Origin of the sequence: Sphingomonas xinjiangensis (genome assembly GCF_014199255.1) — a bacterium.
Classification (GTDB): Bacteria; Pseudomonadota; Alphaproteobacteria; order Sphingomonadales; family Sphingomonadaceae; genus Sphingomonas; species Sphingomonas xinjiangensis.
Genome location: NZ_JACIJF010000009.1, coordinates 38,492 through 53,945, shown reverse-complemented (window position 1 = coordinate 53,945; position 15,454 = coordinate 38,492). Strand labels below are relative to the sequence as shown.

At 66.1% G+C, this 15,454-nt stretch carries 16 protein-coding genes; 13 read left to right on the top strand and 3 right to left on the bottom strand.

Annotated features, from left to right (window positions below; all coding sequences use genetic code 11):
* Window positions 1-3 precede the first annotated feature (3 nt).
* From FHT02_RS14310 to rarD, 3 genes are all read left to right on the top strand, one after another.
* Window positions 4-1,353 carry a dihydrolipoamide acetyltransferase family protein gene (locus tag FHT02_RS14310; protein ID WP_184088914.1) on the top strand — a complete coding sequence of 450 codons (1,350 nt, stop codon included), beginning with the start codon at window positions 4-6 and terminating at the stop codon, window positions 1,351-1,353.
* Between the two features lie 14 nt (window positions 1,354-1,367).
* Window positions 1,368-1,835 carry a GNAT family N-acetyltransferase gene (locus FHT02_RS14305; protein ID WP_184088911.1) on the top strand — a complete coding sequence of 156 codons (468 nt, stop codon included), beginning with the start codon at window positions 1,368-1,370 and terminating at the stop codon, window positions 1,833-1,835.
* Window positions 1,836-1,900: 65 nt separating this feature from the next.
* Window positions 1,901-2,806 carry an EamA family transporter RarD gene (rarD, locus tag FHT02_RS14300; RefSeq protein ID WP_343056952.1) on the top strand — a complete coding sequence of 302 codons (906 nt, stop codon included), beginning with the start codon at window positions 1,901-1,903 and terminating at the stop codon, window positions 2,804-2,806.
* Between the two features lie 2 nt (window positions 2,807-2,808).
* Here rarD and FHT02_RS14295 read toward each other — a convergent pair whose 3' ends face one another.
* A complete protein-coding gene (locus tag FHT02_RS14295) occupies window positions 2,809-3,588 on the bottom strand; it encodes a crotonase/enoyl-CoA hydratase family protein (RefSeq protein ID WP_184088908.1) in 780 nt (259 codons plus the stop codon).
* A gap of 57 nt (window positions 3,589-3,645) precedes the next feature.
* Between FHT02_RS14295 and FHT02_RS14290 the strand changes: the two genes are divergently transcribed.
* Together FHT02_RS14290 and FHT02_RS14285 are read left to right on the top strand one after the other, a co-directional pair.
* Window positions 3,646-4,095, top strand: coding sequence for a PaaI family thioesterase (locus tag FHT02_RS14290; protein ID WP_184088905.1), 450 nt, complete (start codon window positions 3,646-3,648; stop codon window positions 4,093-4,095).
* Complete coding sequence (locus tag FHT02_RS14285; protein WP_184088902.1) at window positions 4,092-4,469, top strand: hotdog fold thioesterase; 378 nt, start codon at window positions 4,092-4,094, stop codon at window positions 4,467-4,469. The genes FHT02_RS14290 and FHT02_RS14285 overlap by 4 nt, the downstream gene beginning before the upstream one ends.
* Window positions 4,470-4,528: 59 nt before the next feature.
* On the opposite strand, the gene FHT02_RS14280 is transcribed toward FHT02_RS14285, so the two are convergent.
* Together FHT02_RS14280 and FHT02_RS14275 are read right to left on the bottom strand one after the other, a co-directional pair.
* On the bottom strand, window positions 4,529-5,713 hold the full coding sequence (locus tag FHT02_RS14280; protein ID WP_184088899.1) for a PQQ-dependent sugar dehydrogenase: 1,185 nt from the start codon (window positions 5,711-5,713) through the stop codon (window positions 4,529-4,531).
* On the bottom strand, window positions 5,710-6,885 hold the full coding sequence (locus FHT02_RS14275; RefSeq protein WP_184088896.1) for a PQQ-dependent sugar dehydrogenase: 1,176 nt from the start codon (window positions 6,883-6,885) through the stop codon (window positions 5,710-5,712). Before FHT02_RS14275 ends, FHT02_RS14280 begins: the two co-directional genes overlap by 4 nt.
* 215 nt (window positions 6,886-7,100) lie before the next feature.
* On the opposite strand from FHT02_RS14275, the gene rimP reads away from it, so the two are divergent.
* From rimP to rpsO, 8 genes are all read left to right on the top strand, one after another.
* On the top strand, window positions 7,101-7,646 hold the full coding sequence (gene rimP / locus FHT02_RS14270) for a ribosome maturation protein RimP (RefSeq protein WP_184089167.1): 546 nt from the start codon (window positions 7,101-7,103) through the stop codon (window positions 7,644-7,646).
* 3 nt (window positions 7,647-7,649) lie between these two features.
* Entirely contained in the window at window positions 7,650-9,272 is a 1,623-nt protein-coding gene (gene nusA / locus FHT02_RS14265; RefSeq protein ID WP_184088893.1) for a transcription termination factor NusA, read from the top strand.
* Between the two features lie 63 nt (window positions 9,273-9,335).
* Window positions 9,336-10,040, top strand: a complete 705-nt coding sequence (locus FHT02_RS14260; RefSeq protein WP_184088890.1) for a DUF448 domain-containing protein — start codon at window positions 9,336-9,338, stop codon at window positions 10,038-10,040.
* An 8-nt stretch (window positions 10,041-10,048) separates the two neighbouring features.
* On the top strand, window positions 10,049-12,892 hold the full coding sequence (gene infB, locus FHT02_RS14255) for a translation initiation factor IF-2 (protein ID WP_184088889.1): 2,844 nt from the start codon (window positions 10,049-10,051) through the stop codon (window positions 12,890-12,892).
* Window positions 12,893-12,940: 48 nt separating this feature from the next.
* A complete protein-coding gene (gene rbfA, locus FHT02_RS14250; protein ID WP_184088886.1) occupies window positions 12,941-13,342 on the top strand; it encodes a 30S ribosome-binding factor RbfA in 402 nt (133 codons plus the stop codon).
* A 29-nt stretch (window positions 13,343-13,371) separates the two neighbouring features.
* A complete protein-coding gene (locus tag FHT02_RS14245) occupies window positions 13,372-13,959 on the top strand; it encodes a thymidine kinase (RefSeq protein ID WP_184088883.1) in 588 nt (195 codons plus the stop codon).
* Window positions 13,960-13,992: 33 nt separating this feature from the next.
* A complete protein-coding gene (gene truB / locus FHT02_RS14240; RefSeq protein WP_184088880.1) occupies window positions 13,993-15,006 on the top strand; it encodes a tRNA pseudouridine(55) synthase TruB in 1,014 nt (337 codons plus the stop codon).
* A gap of 24 nt (window positions 15,007-15,030) precedes the next feature.
* On the top strand, window positions 15,031-15,300 hold the full coding sequence (gene rpsO / locus FHT02_RS14235; protein ID WP_184088877.1) for a 30S ribosomal protein S15: 270 nt from the start codon (window positions 15,031-15,033) through the stop codon (window positions 15,298-15,300).
* The last annotated feature ends 154 nt before the right edge of the window (window positions 15,301-15,454 follow it).

The following is a 15,454-nucleotide window of genomic DNA, read 5'->3' as shown; positions in this document are numbered from 1 at the left end:
GCCATGGCTCGTTTTACCTTCCGTCTGCCGGACATCGGCGAAGGCATTGCCGAGGCTGAGATCGTGGCTTGGCATGTGAAGATCGGCGACCGTGTCGAGGAGGACCAGCAAGTCGCCGACATGATGACCGACAAGGCGACGGTCGAAATGGAATCGCCGGTGTCGGGCGTTGTGGTCGAACTGGCCGGGGAAGTCGGCGACCAGGTGCCGATCGGGTCGGCGCTGATGATCGTGGAGACCGACGGCGACGGTGCGGAAGCCCCGCCGGCTTCGGAGGAGGTCGAGGAACAGATCGAAGCCGAGAACCCCGGGGTTGAGGAAGCGCAAGTCCTCCCCGGCACGGGGAGGAAGACCGCCGACGCAGTCGGTGGGGGCGCGCCGCAGGCGACGCCGTTGGAAGCGCCTCAGCCGTCTTCCCCCGCTGCTACGCCCCTCCACCACCCTTCGGCTGGTCCCCCTCCTCGTGCCGGGGAGGAAGCGAAGGTGCTTGCTTCGCCGGCGGTCCGCGCCCGTGCCGCGGACCTCGGCATCGATCTCGCCGAGGTGAAGGCGGATGGCGACCGTGTCCGCCATGCCGACCTCGACGCATTCCTCCGCTATGGCAGCACGCAGGGCTATCATGCTCCCCACGCGTCCCGCGCCCGCGAGGATCAGCCGGTCAAGGTCATCGGCATGCGCCGCCGCATCGCCGAGAACATGGCCGCATCCAAGCGCGCGATCCCGCACTTCACCTATGTCGACGAGATCGACGTGACCGCACTCGAGGCGATGCGCGGCGACCTCAATGCCAATCGGGGCAGCCGGCCCAAGCTCACCATGTTGCCCTTCATGATCGTGGCGATCTGCCGGGCGATCCCCGAGTTTCCGATGCTCAACGCGCGCTATGACGACGAAGCCGGCGTGGTGACGCGGCATGGCCGCATCCACCTGGGCATGGCCGCGCAGACTGATGCCGGGCTGATGGTGCCGGTGATCCGTGACGCACAGGACAAGAATGTCTGGCAGCTGGCCAGCGAGATCACCCGGCTTGCCGAGGCGGCGCGGACGGGCAAGGCGAAGTCGGAAGAACTCAGTGGCTCGACGTTGACCGTCACCTCACTCGGGCCGCTCGGCGGCATCGCCACCACGCCGGTGATCAACCGCCCGGAAGTGGCGATCATCGGCCCGAACAAGATCGTCGAGCGGCCCATGTTCGCCAAGAATCGGAATGGGGGCGACGACATTGTCCGCGCCAAGCTGATGAACCTGTCGATCAGCTGCGATCACCGCGTGGTCGACGGGCATGACGCGGCAAGCTTCGTGCAGGCAGTGAAGAAGCTGCTCGAAACGCCGGTCCTGCTGTTCGCCGACTGATGGGCTGGCGGGCGATGACGGCGGCCGACCTCGACGATGTCGTCGCGGTCGCCGCTATCGCCTTTCCGGATCATCCGGAGGGCCGCGCCTGCTTTGCCGAGCGGCTGGCGCTGTGTCCGCAGCTCTGCTTCGTGCTGGAGGACGAAGCGGGGATAGCGGGGTACCTGATCGCCTATCCCTGGCCGGCGGGTGCGATCCCGCCGCTCGACACGCTGCTCGGGGCATTACCCGATGAGCGGGGCGCACTGTACCTCCACGACCTAGCGCTGCTGCCTAGAACCAGAAGGCAGGGCAGGGCCGCGGCGGGCATCACGCTGTTGCTGGAGCGCGCCCGGGCGCTAGCCGCGTCGCGCATCGCGCTGGTTTCGGTCAAAGCGTCGGCCGCCTTTTGGGAGGCGCAGGGTTTCCGCACCGTTGAAGCACCGCCCGGAAAGCTTGCCAGCTATGGTGACGCCGCCTGTTACATGCAGCGGATCCTTTGACCGCTTGCGCCGGATCAAGCGATGCTAGCTTGCCGCACCGCAACAAGCTGGGCAATGGCTAACCGGTGAACCGGTCCACTGCCTTGGGCGACACCGGCGGGCTGCTGCTCGCGGTGGGCGCATATATCATCTGGGGCGTCCTGCCGCTCTACTTCCACGTGTTGATGGCAGTGCCGGCGCTGCAGGTGCTCAGCCACCGCGTGGTCTGGTCGGTGATCCTTCTGGTGGCCGTGGTGTTGTTGCTGCGGCGGGCACGAGCGATTTTCGGCGCGGTGCGCGGCCGCACGCTGCTGATGCTAGCCGCCAGCGCCGCGCTGATCGCGACGAACTGGCTGGTCTATATCTGGTCGGTCCAGCACGCCCATGTGCTGGAGGCGAGCCTGGGATATTTCATCAACCCGCTGGTCAGCGTCGGGCTGGGTGTCGCGCTGCTCGGTGAGCGGCTGCGGCGCTGGCAAGGCGTTGCCATCGGCATCGCCGCCGCCGGCGTGCTGGTGCTGACGCTCAACGGCGGCGGCGCGATCTGGATATCGCTGACGCTGGCGCTGAGCTTCGGCTTCTATGGGCTGATCCGTAAGGTCGTGGCGATCGATGCCCTGGGCGGGTTGACCGTCGAAACGGTGCTGTTGGCGCCGTTGGCAATCCTGGTGCTGGTGCAGGCAAGCGCACAGGGGGAAAGCGCGTTCGGTCAGTCGGCCGGCACCGATCTGCTGCTGATCCTTGCCGGGGCGATTACCACCGCTCCGCTGCTCATGTTCGCGGCCGCGGCGCGGCGCATGCCGCTCGCGACAATCGGGCTGCTGCAATATATCGCTCCGACGCTGCAATTCGCCGAGGCGGTGCTGCTGTTCCACGAACCGGTCACGCGGGTCCACATCGTCACCTTCGCGCTGATCTGGAGCGGCTGTGCGCTGTACGCGTGGGACAGTCTGCGGGCAGTGCGCATGCGTGTTCCGACGGCTTCGGACTGAACTCAATCGGTGAAGCGGGGGTCACGCTTTTCGAGGTTGGCCATCACTGCCTCCATCTGATTGGGCGACCGCATCAGGGCCGCCTGCTCATGGCTCTCCGCCGCAAGCAGCGCCGTCGCGTCGCCCTCGTGATTGGCAAGCCTTTTGGCCGCGCGCACCGCATGCGGGTTGCGGCTCGCGATCATGCGGGCCAGCGTCATGGCTTCTGCGTGCGGGTCCGGCGCAATCCGCGTCACGAAGCCAAGTCCCAGCGCTTCCTCGGCTTCGAAGATGCGGGCGGTGTAGGTAAGTTCGCGCAGCACATCGTCACGCACCAAGGAGCGCCACAGCGCGAACCCCGCCATATCCGGCACGATGCCCCATTTCAGCTCCATCACCGACAGCTGCGTGCCCGGTGCGGCGATGCGTATGTCGGCGCCACTGGCGATCTGCAGCCCGCCGCCCAGCGCCACGCCGTGCAGCGCGGCGACGACCGGCACCGGCAGCAAATGCCAGCCCCAGGCGACCTGCTGGAACAGGTTGGCCGGGCCGTGGCTGCGTTCCTCCAGCGAAAGGTCTGTGCTGCCCCCAGCCATGCTGGCCATGTCCAGTCCCGCGCAAAAGCCGCGGCCTTCTCCCGACAGCACCACCACGCGCAGGCCCGCCATCGCGTGCAATGCCTCGATCGCGGCAGCCAGTTGAGCGAACATTAATGGATCGAGCGCGTTCAGCTTGTCGGGACGGCTGAGGCGCACATCAGCCACGCCGTCTGCCACCGTCATCGTAACGCGCGCTTCAGTCATTCCCGACTCCTCTCAACACGGCTTCGTACCGCGCAGTCGCTATGCTACCAAGCTGCTATGAACGAGGACGATGCGCGGACTGCCCGCCGGTTCGACCCTAAGCGCCTGTTCGAAGGCCGCTTCGCCGGCCATGGCGCGACGTTGGGGATCGAATATCACAATCATGGTGCCGACTGGGCCGAACTGGCGCTGCCTTATGCCCAGAAGCTGATCGGCGCCCCTGCGACCGGCGTGATCGCATCGGGGCCGATCCTTGCACTGATGGACATGGCGACCAGCGTGGCGGTGTGGCTGAAGCTCGACTTGTTCAAGCCGCATGCGACGCTCGACCTGCGCATCGACTATCTGCGCCCGGCCCGGGCCGGACGCACGGTGATCGGGCGCGGGGAGTGCTATCGCATCACCCGTTCGGTCGCGTTCGTGCGCGGGCAGGCGCATGACGGCGACCCCGATAATCCGGTGGCGAACGTCGCCGCGACCTTCATGGCGGTGGAAGGCTACCGGTGACGATCCCGCCTTATGCCGAATTGCTGGGGCTCAGCATCGAACCGGGAGAGCACGCGCCCACGCTGGTGATGCCGTTCGCCATGGACGTGGTGGGCCGACCCGGCTTCCTGCACGGCGGGGCTATCGGCGGGCTGCTGGAAATGGCGGCGATCACCGCGCTGGAACAGGCGCTTGCCACGCAGGGCGGTGGGCGGTTCAAGCCGATCGGTCTCACGGTCGATTACATGCGGGGCGGGCGCGACAAACCGACATATGCTCGAGGGACGGTCATTCGGCTGGGGACACGGGTGGCGAATGTTGAGGCAATCGCGTGGCAGGACGACCCCGACAATCCCATCGCCAGTGCACGGACCAATTATCTTATCGCGCGGTGAGGCGTACGTTGCCTGGAAGGTTCTGGACCTTCGCCCCTAGGCGTGCTCAGGCGCGCGCATTACCGCGGTACCAGCCGCAGCAGGCGACCATTGGCGGCGTCTTCCAACACCCAGATCGCGCCGTCCGGCCCTTGTTCAACTTCGCGAATCCGCGCGCCCAGGCCGATCCGCTGCGCTTCGCTGCCGGCGGTGCCGTTCAAGTCGACGCGAACCAGACCCTGGCCGACCAGGCCGGCGAGGATGGCATCACCCTTCCACGCGGCGAACAGGTCGCCCGAATAGATGATCATTCCCCCCGGCGCGATCACCGGGTTCCACGACACCGCCGGCGCCTCGAAGCCGTCGCCCGCGCTATGATCGGGAATGCTCGTTCCATCGTAATTGTCGCCGTTGGAAACGGTGGGCCAGCCATAGTTTCGGCCTGCGGTGATCAGGTTGAGCTCGTCGCCACCCTTTGGCCCCATCTCGCTTTCCCACAAGCGCCCGGCCACGTCGAAAGCCAGGCCATAGGGATTGCGGTGGCCGGTGGTCCATATCTCGGCCAGTGCTCCTGCCGTGCCCGCAAATGGGTTGCCCGCCGCCGGCGTGCCGTCGTCATTCAAGCGGACGATCTTGCCGATCGTGTTGCCGTTGTTCTGCACGAGATTGACCGCACGCCGGTCGCCGGCGGTCACGTACAGCTTGCCGTCGGCACCAAAAGCCAGGCGGCCGCCATATTGGCCCGGGTCGGAGACCTTGGGCGTCTGGCGCCAAAGAACCGTCACATTGTCGAGCCTTGGTCCTGCCGCACCTTCGTTCAGCGTGCCGCGCGCGATCGTCAGCCCGCTGCCGCCTGTGCCCGATTCGGCATAGCTCAGATACACGAAGCGGTTGGTTGCGAAGCCGGGGTGCAATGCCACGTCGAGCAATCCGCCCTGCTCCTCGTTGCGCACGGCGGGCACACCGCCGAGCGGGGCGGACTTGAGGCCGCTCGTGGTCCCGATGCGAAGCGTGCCGGCCTTCTCGGTGACCAGGATGCGCCCATCGGGCAGGAACACCATCGCCCAGGGATTGTCGAAGCTCGTCACCGCGGTCGACTGCACGCCCGTGATCGGCGCTGCCGGTGTGGGCGTTGGCGTCGGCGAGGGGGTTGGAGAGGGGCTCGGCGTCGGAGCGGGGGGCACCACCGAACCATTGCCGTCCCCGCCGCCGCATGCGGCAAGGTTTAGCAGCGCCGCGGCTGCCACCCAGCGCGCGCGGCTCACTTGGCGCGCTCCAGCTTGAGCAGGCGGCCCTGCGACTCGCCGCCATCCTCCAGCAGCCAGATCGCGCCGTCCGGGCCTTCCTCCACATCGCGGATGCGAGCGTTCATCGGCCATTGGTCACCTTTGGCTGCACGCGTGCCGTTCACGTCGACCCGAACCAGCGACTTGCTCGACAGGCCGCCGATGAACAGGTCGCCCTTCCATTGCGGGAACATCTTGCCGGAATAGGCCATCAGCCCGCCCGGGCTGATCACCGGGTTCCAGGACACCTTGGGCGCTTCATAGCCGTCGCCACGCTTGTGGTCGGGAATGTCGCGGCCGTCATAATGGCTACCGTTCGACGCGTTGGGCCAGCCATAGTTGCGGCCGGGCAGGACCAAGTTGACCTCGTCGCCGCCCTTTGGGCCCATCTCCTGCTCCCAGAGATTCCCCTGCGCGTCGAAGGCAAGGCCCAGCAGGTTGCGATGGCCATAGGACCACACTGCTGGATGGAAGGCCTTTGCAGCAAGCGGGTTGCCAGACGCGGGCGTGCCGTCGTCGTTCAAGCGCAGCACTTTGCCCAGCGTGACCTTCGGGTCTTGCGCCGGCGTGAACTTCTGCCGGTCGCCATTGGTAAAGAACAGCTTGCCGTCCTTGGCAAAGGCGATGCGCCCGGAGAAATGGCCGTTGCCGTCGACATAGCTGTTGGCGCGAAACAGAACCTGGACGTTGTTCAGGCTGGGTCCCGCGTCGCAGGGCGCCCGGACGCAGACCGGCACGGTGGGATCAAGCACGCCGCGTGCCAGCACGACGCCCTTCAACCCCTGCGCGTTGGCTTCGGAATAGCTGAAATAGACTAGGTGATTCTGCGCATAGCGAGGGTGCAGCACCACATCCATCAGCCCGCCCTGGCCTTCGCTCATGACCGTGGGCGTGCCGTGCACCGCCGCGCGAGATTTGCCGTCGGCGGAGACGAGCAGCAAAGTGCCCTTCTTTTCCGTGACCAGCATCTGCCCGTCGGGCAGGAATGTCATCGCCCAGGGCGAATCGAAGTCGGTGACCGGCGTCACGGTGAATGGCTGGCCGCCGACGGCTTGCGCTGGAGCCCCACGGCCCTTGGCGCTGGCGTCATTCTCCGCATTGCAGGCGGCGAGCAGCACGGGGACGAGGAGAAGGCGGGCTTTGGCGGTCATGTGCGCTGATCCTCACGGGGCATGTTGCGTACGCAACGCATGAGGGCCGTTACGGCTCCGTCATCGCTTTCCGACCTGACGCGAGAAGCCGCACTTGCCGACCCTGTGCGAAACGCGTATATCGCCCATGCTTTCTCGACATCTCAACCATGCCGAGGTCGGGGCCCGCAGGGCTCCGGCGCCGAAGCCGCTTACCTATTGCCGGAGACTTGAGCTTGGCGGACATCGCCGCACTGACGACCCTGATCGAACCCGAAGCGGAGGCGCTCGGGCTCGCGCTCGTGCGCGTCAAGATGTTCGGCGGCAAGTCCGATCCGACGCTGCAGGTCATGGCCGAGCGCCCGGACACCCGCCAGCTCAGCATCGATGACTGCGCCGATCTGTCGCGCCGCATCTCGGACAAGCTGGACGAACTGGAAGCCGCAGGCCGCGATCCGCTGGACTATGCCTACCGCCTCGAAGTGAGCTCGCCGGGCATCGACCGCCCGCTGACGCGCTTGCAGGATTTTGAGGATTGGAAGGGGCAGGAGGCCCGGATCAACCTGACCGAGCCGACCGAAGACAATCGCAAGCAGCTGACCGGCGACCTGCTGGGCGTCGAGGGCGATCAGGTCTCGATCGACGTGCGCAAGCACAAGGTCGTGACTGTGCCCTTCGCGCAGATCGCCGACGCCAAGCTGACGATCACCGACAAGCTTATTGCCGCAACCGCTCCGCTCTCTGCCGAGGGCGCCGACGACATCATCGAAGTAGAAGGGTAAGCCATGGCCACTGCCATCACTGCCAACCGGGCCGAACTGATCGCCATCGCCGATTCGGTTGCGAAGGAAAAGCTGATCGACCGCGCCATCGTCATCGAGGCGATGGAAGACGCGATCCAGCGCGCCGCCAAGAACCGCTACGGCATCGAGAATGACATCCGCGCCAAGCTCGACCCGAGCACGGGCGACCTGCGCCTGTGGCGCGTCGTGGAAGTGGTGGAAGCGGTCGACGATTATTTCAAGCAGGTCGACGTCGCGCAGGCGGAAAAGCTCCAGAAGGGCGCTGCGGTCGGTGACTACATCGTCGACCCGCTGCCTCCGATCGAGTTCGGCCGGATCCAGGCGCAGGCGTCCAAGCAGATCATCTTCCAGAAGGTGCGCGACGCCGAGCGCGAGCGCCAGCACGAGGAATTCAAGGACCGCGTGGGTGAGATCATCACCGGCGTCGTCAAGCGCGTCGAGTTCGGCCATGTCGTAGTCGATCTGGGTCGCGCCGAGGGCGTGATCCGCCGGGACCAGCAGATCCCGCGCGAAGTGGTCCGTGTCGGTGACCGCGTTCGTTCGGTCGTGCTGAGCGTCCGCCGCGAGAATCGTGGCCCGCAGATCTTCCTCAGCCGCGCGCATCCCGACTTCATGAAGAAGCTGTTCGCGCAGGAAGTGCCCGAGATTTACGACGGTATCATCGAGATCAAGGCGGCTGCCCGTGATCCGGGTTCGCGTGCCAAGATCGGCGTGATCAGCCATGATTCCTCGATCGATCCGGTCGGCGCCTGCGTCGGCATGAAGGGCAGCCGCGTTCAGGCCGTCGTGCAGGAAATGCAGGGCGAAAAGATCGACATCATCCCTTGGTCGCCGGACACCGCGACCTTCGTGGTGAACGCGCTCCAGCCGGCGAACGTGGCGCGCGTGGTAATCGACGAGGAAGAGGACCGCATCGAAGTGGTCGTTCCCGACGACCAGTTGAGCCTCGCCATTGGTCGTCGCGGCCAAAATGTCCGTCTCGCCTCGCAATTGACCGCTAAGGCGATCGACATCCTCACCGAGACCGATGCGAGCGAGAAGCGCCAGCAGGAGTTCGTCCAGAACTCCGAAAGCTTCCAGAACGAGCTGGATGTCGACGAGACGTTGGCGCAGCTGCTGGTCGCCGAAGGCTTTTCGAGCCTTGAGGAAGTCGCCTATGTCGAACTCGCCGAGATCGCGAGCATCGAAGGGTTCGACGAGGAGCTCGGCCAGGAGCTGCAGAGCCGCGCGCAGGAAGCACTCGATCGCCGCGAGGAAGCCAATCGCGAGTTGCGTCGCAGCCTGGGCGTCGAGGACGATCTCGCCTCGATCCCCTACATGACCGAAGCGATGCTGGTCACGCTGGGCAAGGCGGGCATCAAGACGCTTGACGACCTGGCCGATCTGGCGACGGACGAGCTGGTCGCCAAAAAGCGTGCCGAGCCGCGCCGCCGCGGCAACGACAATCCCCGCGCCGAACGTGCCGAGGACAAGGGCGGAATCCTTGCCGAATACGGGTTGTCGGACGAGCAGGGCAACGAGATCATCATGGCCGCCCGCGCGCACTGGTTTGCGGACGAAGCGCCCGAAGCTACGGAGGACGCTGTTGCGGAATCCGAACAATGATCGGGCTTGCTGCCTAGGGCTGACGTTCCATCTTGCCCCCTCCTTTGAAAGGGAGGGGCGCAAGTGAGCGATCCTATCCGCACCTGCATCCTCAGCCGTGAGGAAGCGCCGCGCGAAGGGCTGATCCGGCTTGCGCTTTCGCCGGATGGCGAAGTCCTTCCCGACGTCCGCGCTAAGGCGCCGGGCCGCGGCGCCTGGATCAGTGTGGCGCGTGCCGAGCTGGAAATAGCCCAGGCCAAGGGCAAGTTGAAAGGTGCGCTGTCGCGTGCGTTCAAGACCGGCGACATCCGCATTCCCGACGATCTGGGCCAGCGCATCGGCACCCAGCTCGAACGCCAGCTGCTCGACCGGCTCGGCCTGGAGTTCAAGGCCGGCCATGTCGCGATCGGCGGCGAGCGCATCCAGAATGCCGCGCGATCGGGCCAGTTGCACCTGTTGCTGCACGCCAGCGACGCGGGTGCCGACGGCGCCGGCAAGCTCGCCCAGGCATGGCGGGTGGGCTCGGACGCGGAGGGTTCGGGGAAGAGGGGCTTAACATTGCCGCTTCCACGCACCATATTGTCCTTGGCGCTAGGCCGCGAAAATGTGGTACACGCCGGCGTGACAGACGCCAAAGCCGCTGGGCGGGTGAGCCAGGTGCTCGACCGCTGGCTGCACTTTATCGGACCCGAACTCGGCTCCAGCGCTTGCGAATCCCCTTCGCAGGGCGCATCGGCGCTCCCACAGGGTTCGCCGCCGCAAGACGAACGACTGACTGAAGGATTTTGAAGGCCCGCATGAGCGACTCCGACAACGAAAAGCCGAAACTTGGCATGCGCCAGCCGCTGGGCCTGAAGCGCACGGTCGAGACGGGCAAGGTGAAGCAGAGCTTCAGCCATGGCCGCTCGAACACCGTGGTCGTGGAAGTGAAGCGGCGCCGCGTGCTGGGTCCGCAGGGCGGGCCTGCCCCCGAAGAACAGGCGCAGGCACCTGCTCCGGAGCCCGTCGCAAGCGCACCTGCGCCCCAGGCGCCACGTCCGGCTGCGCCAGCGCCCCGTCCGCCGGTTTCGAACGAGACCGCGCAGGAGCGCCAGGCACGCCTGCTCCGCGAAGCGGACTCGCAGCGCATGCAGTCGCTGGAAGACGCGCGTCGCCGTGAAGAGCGCGCGCGCGCCGAGGCTGCCGAGGAAGATCGCCGCCGCGGCGAAGAGCGTGCCCGTGCCGAAGCGGAAGCTTCAGAGGCTGCCAAGGCAGCTGCCGCCGCACCTGCACCTGCGCCCAAGGTGGAGGCGCCTGCCCCGGCTCCGGTAGCGGCACCCGCTCCGGCGCCTGTTGAAGCACCTGCTTCGGCACCGGTCGAGACGCCTGCGCCTGCACCCGTCGCCGCCGCGCCTGCGCCCGTCGCCGCCGCGCCGGTACCTGCCGCGAAGCCAGCGCCAGCGCCTGCACCGGCCCGCGCGCCCGCGGCACCACCGCGCCCGATGACGCTGCAGCTCGATCCGTCGTTGCCGGCGCCGCGCCGCTTCACGCCCGTGCAGCGTCCGGAAATTCCCAAGCCGCAGCCCAAGCCTGCGCCCGAGCCCGCACCTGCCCAGCAGGCGCAGCCTGCCGGGCAGCGCCCGGCCGGTGCTGCACCGGCCGCTGGTGGTGCTGCGCGTCCAGCCGCTGGTGGTGGTCTGCCGCTCCGCCGCGGGCCGGAGCCCGCGCGTCCGCAGCAGCGTGACCGCAAGGGGGACGATCGCCGTCAATCGGGCAAGCTCACCGTCAATCGCGCTCTTGGTGGCGACGATGGCGCGCGTGCCCGTTCGCTCGCCGCGCTGAAGCGTGCTCGCGACAAGGAAAATCGCCGTCACTTCGGTGGCCCGCGTGAGCCGCAGATCAAGCAGGTCCGCGACGTGGTCGTGCCGGATGCGATCACCGTGCAGGAACTCGCGAACCGTATGGCCGAAAAGGGCAGCGACCTGGTGAAGGCGCTGTTCAAGATGGGCATGCCCGTCACGATCAACCAGACGATCGACCAGGACACGGCCGAGCTGCTGGTGACCGAGTTCGGCCACAACATCCAGCGTGTGAGCGAGAGCGACGTCGACATTCAGGTCGATACGGTCGAGGAAGCCGAGGACAAGCTCCAGCCGCGTCCGCCGGTGGTGACGATCATGGGTCACGTCGATCACGGCAAGACCTCGCTGCTCGACGCGCTGCGCGGCACCGACGTGGTGCGCGGCGAAGCCGGCGGGATCACTCAGCATATCGGCGCCTATCAGGTTACGCTGAAGGACAAGTCGAAGATCACCTTCCTCGACACGCCGGGCCACGAAGCGTTCACCGAAATGCGTGCGCGCGGCGCCAATGTCACCGACATCGTCGTGCTGGTGGTGGCGGCGAATGATGGGCTGATGCCGCAGACGATCGAGGCGATCAACCACACCAAGGCGGCCGGCGTGCCGATGATCGTGGCGATCAACAAGGTCGACCTCGACAGCGCCAATCCGCAGCGGGTGCGCGAGCGTCTGCTCGAGCATGAAGTGGTGGTCGAGGAGATGGGCGGCGACGTCCAGAACGTCGAAGTGTCCGCGCTCAAGAAGATGGGCCTCGACGCGCTGATTGAGAAGATTCAGCTTCAGGCTGAACTGCTCGAACTGCGCGCCAACCCCGACCGCGAGGCCGAGGGCACGGTGATCGAGGCCAAGCTCGACAAGGGCCGCGGCCCGGTCGCGACGATCCTGGTCAACCGCGGCACGCTCAAGGTCGGCGACGTGTTCGTCGTCGGTGCCGAAAGCGGCAAGATCCGTGCGCTGGTCGACGACAAGGGACGTCAGATCAAGGAAGCCGGCCCGGCAATGCCCGTCGAGATCCTTGGCCTGTCGGGCGTGCCGATGGCGGGCGATCCGCTGCAGGTCGTCGAGAACGAGGCGCGTGCCCGCGAAGTGGCGGAATATCGCGCCGGCGTGATCCAGAACAAGCGCACCACCAACGCCCCTGCCAGCCTGGAAAGCATGTTCTCGGCGCTCAAGGAAAAGCAGGCGATGGAATATCCGCTGGTCGTCAAGGCGGATACCCAGGGCACGGTCGAGGCGATCGTCGCGGCGATCAACAAGATTTCCACCGATCTGATCCGTGCGCGCGTGCTCCATTCGGGCGTCGGCGGCATCACCGAAAGCGACGTGACGCTGGCAGGTGCGAGCGGTGCGCCGATCATCGGCTTCAACGTCCGTCCGAACGCCAAGGCACGCGAAATCGCCGATCGTCAGAAGGTCGCGTTCAAATATTATGACGTGATCTATGAACTCACCGACGAGATTCGTGCCGGCATGGCGGGGCAGCTCGGGCCGGAAGCGTTCGAAACCGTGGTCGGCCGCGCCGAGATCAAGGAAGTGTTCTCCGCAGGCAAGCACGGCAAGGCCGCCGGTCTGCTGGTCACCGAAGGGATCATCCGCAAGGCGCTCAAGGCCCGCATCACCCGCAACGATGTCATCATCTACCAGGGTGAGATCGCCTCGCTGCGCCGCTTCAAGGACGATGTCCCCGAAGTGCGTGCCGGCCTGGAGTGCGGTGTGACGTTCAGCCAGAACTTCACCGACATCAAGGCGGGGGATTATCTCGAAACCTTCGAAGTCGAGATGCGCGAGCGCACGCTCTAATCAGGCTCTCCCTCTCCTGCATGTGCGGGAGAGGGAGCCGAGGTTGACATGAAACACGCCGAAACTCCCGAAAACCGTTCCGTCCGCCTGCTCAAGGTGGGTGAACAGATGCGTCACGTGCTCTCGGAAATTCTCCAGCGCGGCGACGTGCATGACGAAACGCTCGCCAAGCACATGGTGTCGATCACCGAAGTGCGCATGTCGCCCGATTTGCGCCACGCCACCGTGTTCGTGAAGCCGCTGCTTGGGCGTGACGAGGACGCGGTGCTCAAAGCGCTGCGCACCAACACCGCCTATCTCCAGCGCGAAGTCGCGCACCGCGTGAAGATGAAGTACGCGGCCAAGCTCAAGTTCCTTGCCGATGAGAGCTTCGACGAGGGCAGCCATATCGACCAGCTGCTGCGCGATCCCAAGGTTGCACGCGACCTGGGTGAGGACGCGCAGGACTGACGGCGGCAACGCTGCGCCGGGGGCATCGCATGGCCAAGCTGTATTTCTACTACGCCTCGATGAACGCGGGCAAATCAACCACGCTGCTCCAGGCCGACTTCAACTATCGCGAGCGCGGCATGCACACGTTGCTGTTCACTGCGGGCGTGCACGATCGGGGCGGCAAGGGCGTGATCGATTCGCGCCTGGGTATCCGCGCGGCGGCGGTGCCGTTCGATGGCGAAACCGATCTGCAAAGCATCGCCCAGGACGCGCATTTCGAGGCCCCGCTCGCCTGCGTGCTGGTGGATGAGGCGCAGTTCCTCAGCCCACAGCAGGTGCACCAGCTTGCGGCTTTGTGCGATGAGGACGACATTCCGGTGCTCGCTTATGGCCTGCGCACCGACTTTCAAGGCGCGTTGTTTCCCGGTTCGGCCGAGCTGCTCGCGCTTGCCGACGCGCTTATCGAGATCAAGTCGGTGTGCGAGTGCGGGCGCAAGGCGACGATGAACCTGCGCGTCGACGATTATGGCCGCGCCATTCGCCAGGGCGAGCAGAAGCAGATTGGCGGCAACGAACGTTATGTCGCTTTGTGCCGCCAGCATTTCATGCAGCGCATGGGCCGCACGTCGCGGTAGCGCCCGCGCGTCTGCTTCGATAGGCGCCACTCGATGCACGGATGGATCCTTCTCGATAAGCCGCTCGGGCTCGGCTCGACTCAGGGCGTTAGCGCGGTCAAGCGCGCGCTGCGCGACGGCGGCTATGGCAAGTTCAAGGTCGGCCATGGCGGTACGCTCGACCCGCTGGCCACCGGCGTGCTGCCGGTCGCGATCGGCGAGGCGACCAAGCTCGCCGGGCGCATGCTCGACAGCGACAAGGTGTATGCCTTCACGGTCCGCTTCGGAATGCAGACCGACACGCTCGACCTGGAGGGCGTGGAGATCGCCGCGTCCCAGGTGCGGCCTACGCTCGCACAAGTAGAAGCCGTACTGCCGCGCTTCACCGGCGCGATCGAGCAGGTGCCGCCCGCCTATTCGGCGCTGAAGGTGGATGGCGAGCGCGCGTACGACCTCGCGAGGGCAGGAGAGGAGGTAGTCCTCAAGAGCCGCAGCGTGACGGTGTACTCCCTAAAGATCCTCCCCGAGCTAGCGCGGGGAGGGGGGGCATCGCGCAGCGATGGTGGAGGGGTCGCCGGCGAAGACGGCGGTGTTCCACCGCAGCCGTCCCTCCACCCCCGGCCTGCGGCCGGCGGTCCCCCTCGAGACGAGCTCGGGGAGGATTTAGGAGAAATCACCCTCACTGCCCATGTTTCCAAGGGCACATACATCCGCAGCCTCGCGCGCGACATCGCGCTGGCGCTCGGCACGGTCGGCCACGTTACCATGTTACGCCGCACCAAGGCCGGTCCCTTCACCCTCGAATCCGCGATTTCACTGGACAATCTGGCCGATGCCGGTAAGGCCCGGCAGCTTGAACGCATACTCCTGCCGCTGAGGGCGGGGCTGGACGACATCCCGGCTCTATCCCTCACCCCCGACCAGGCAGGGCTGCTCCGACAGGGGCGGGTTCTGGCCGGGATACACGCTGACGAAGGCCAGTATTTCGCGCTCGCAGGGGAAACCCCGGTGGCGCTGGTAGAGGTCCAATCCGGGGAAGTCCGGGTCGTCCGCGGGTTCAACCTGTAAGAAGCGATGTCGAAGGAAAGACACATGACGATCACGGCAGAGCGCAAGGAAGCGCTCATCACCGAGCACGCCCGCGAAAGCGGCGACACCGGCAGCCCCGAAGTTCAGATCGCGATCCTCACCGAGCGCATCGTCAACCTGACCGAGCACTTCAAGACCCACGCGAAGGACAACCATTCGCGCCGCGGCCTGCTGCTGATGGTCAACAAGCGTCGCAGCCTCCTGGACTACCTCCGCAAGAAGGACCAGAGCCGCTACACCGCTCTCATCGCGAAGCTCGGTCTTCGCAAGTAACCCAGAAAGGCGGCCCTCGGGTCGCCTTTTTGTCATTTCGGCGCTTTATCGCCGGATTGCTCCCCACCGGGAGCGCATTGGAGCGCGGCAATTCGGCCGATCTCCACGAGCCACTATCGGCTCGATCAAAGGCCCCCGCTCGCATCGGGCAGCG

Excerpts from the sequence above, each read along its gene's own strand:
- FHT02_RS14245 (WP_184088883.1), top strand. The coding sequence starts at position 13,372 with ATGGCCAAGCTGTATTTCTACTACGCCTCGATGAACGCGGGCAAATCA.
- FHT02_RS14310 (WP_184088914.1), top strand. The coding sequence starts at position 4 with ATGGCTCGTTTTACCTTCCGTCTGCCGGACATCGGCGAAGGCATTGCC.
- rbfA (WP_184088886.1), top strand. The coding sequence starts at position 12,941 with ATGAAACACGCCGAAACTCCCGAAAACCGTTCCGTCCGCCTGCTCAAG.
- nusA (WP_184088893.1), top strand. The coding sequence starts at position 7,650 with ATGGCCACTGCCATCACTGCCAACCGGGCCGAACTGATCGCCATCGCC.
- FHT02_RS14290 (WP_184088905.1), top strand. The coding sequence starts at position 3,646 with ATGAACGAGGACGATGCGCGGACTGCCCGCCGGTTCGACCCTAAGCGC.
- FHT02_RS14275 (WP_184088896.1), bottom strand. The coding sequence starts at position 6,885 with ATGACCGCCAAAGCCCGCCTTCTCCTCGTCCCCGTGCTGCTCGCCGCC.
- rpsO (WP_184088877.1), top strand. The coding sequence starts at position 15,031 with ATGACGATCACGGCAGAGCGCAAGGAAGCGCTCATCACCGAGCACGCC.
- truB (WP_184088880.1), top strand. The coding sequence starts at position 13,993 with ATGCACGGATGGATCCTTCTCGATAAGCCGCTCGGGCTCGGCTCGACT.
- FHT02_RS14305 (WP_184088911.1), top strand. The coding sequence starts at position 1,368 with ATGACGGCGGCCGACCTCGACGATGTCGTCGCGGTCGCCGCTATCGCC.
- FHT02_RS14295 (WP_184088908.1), bottom strand. The coding sequence starts at position 3,588 with ATGACTGAAGCGCGCGTTACGATGACGGTGGCAGACGGCGTGGCTGAT.
- infB (WP_184088889.1), top strand. The coding sequence starts at position 10,049 with ATGAGCGACTCCGACAACGAAAAGCCGAAACTTGGCATGCGCCAGCCG.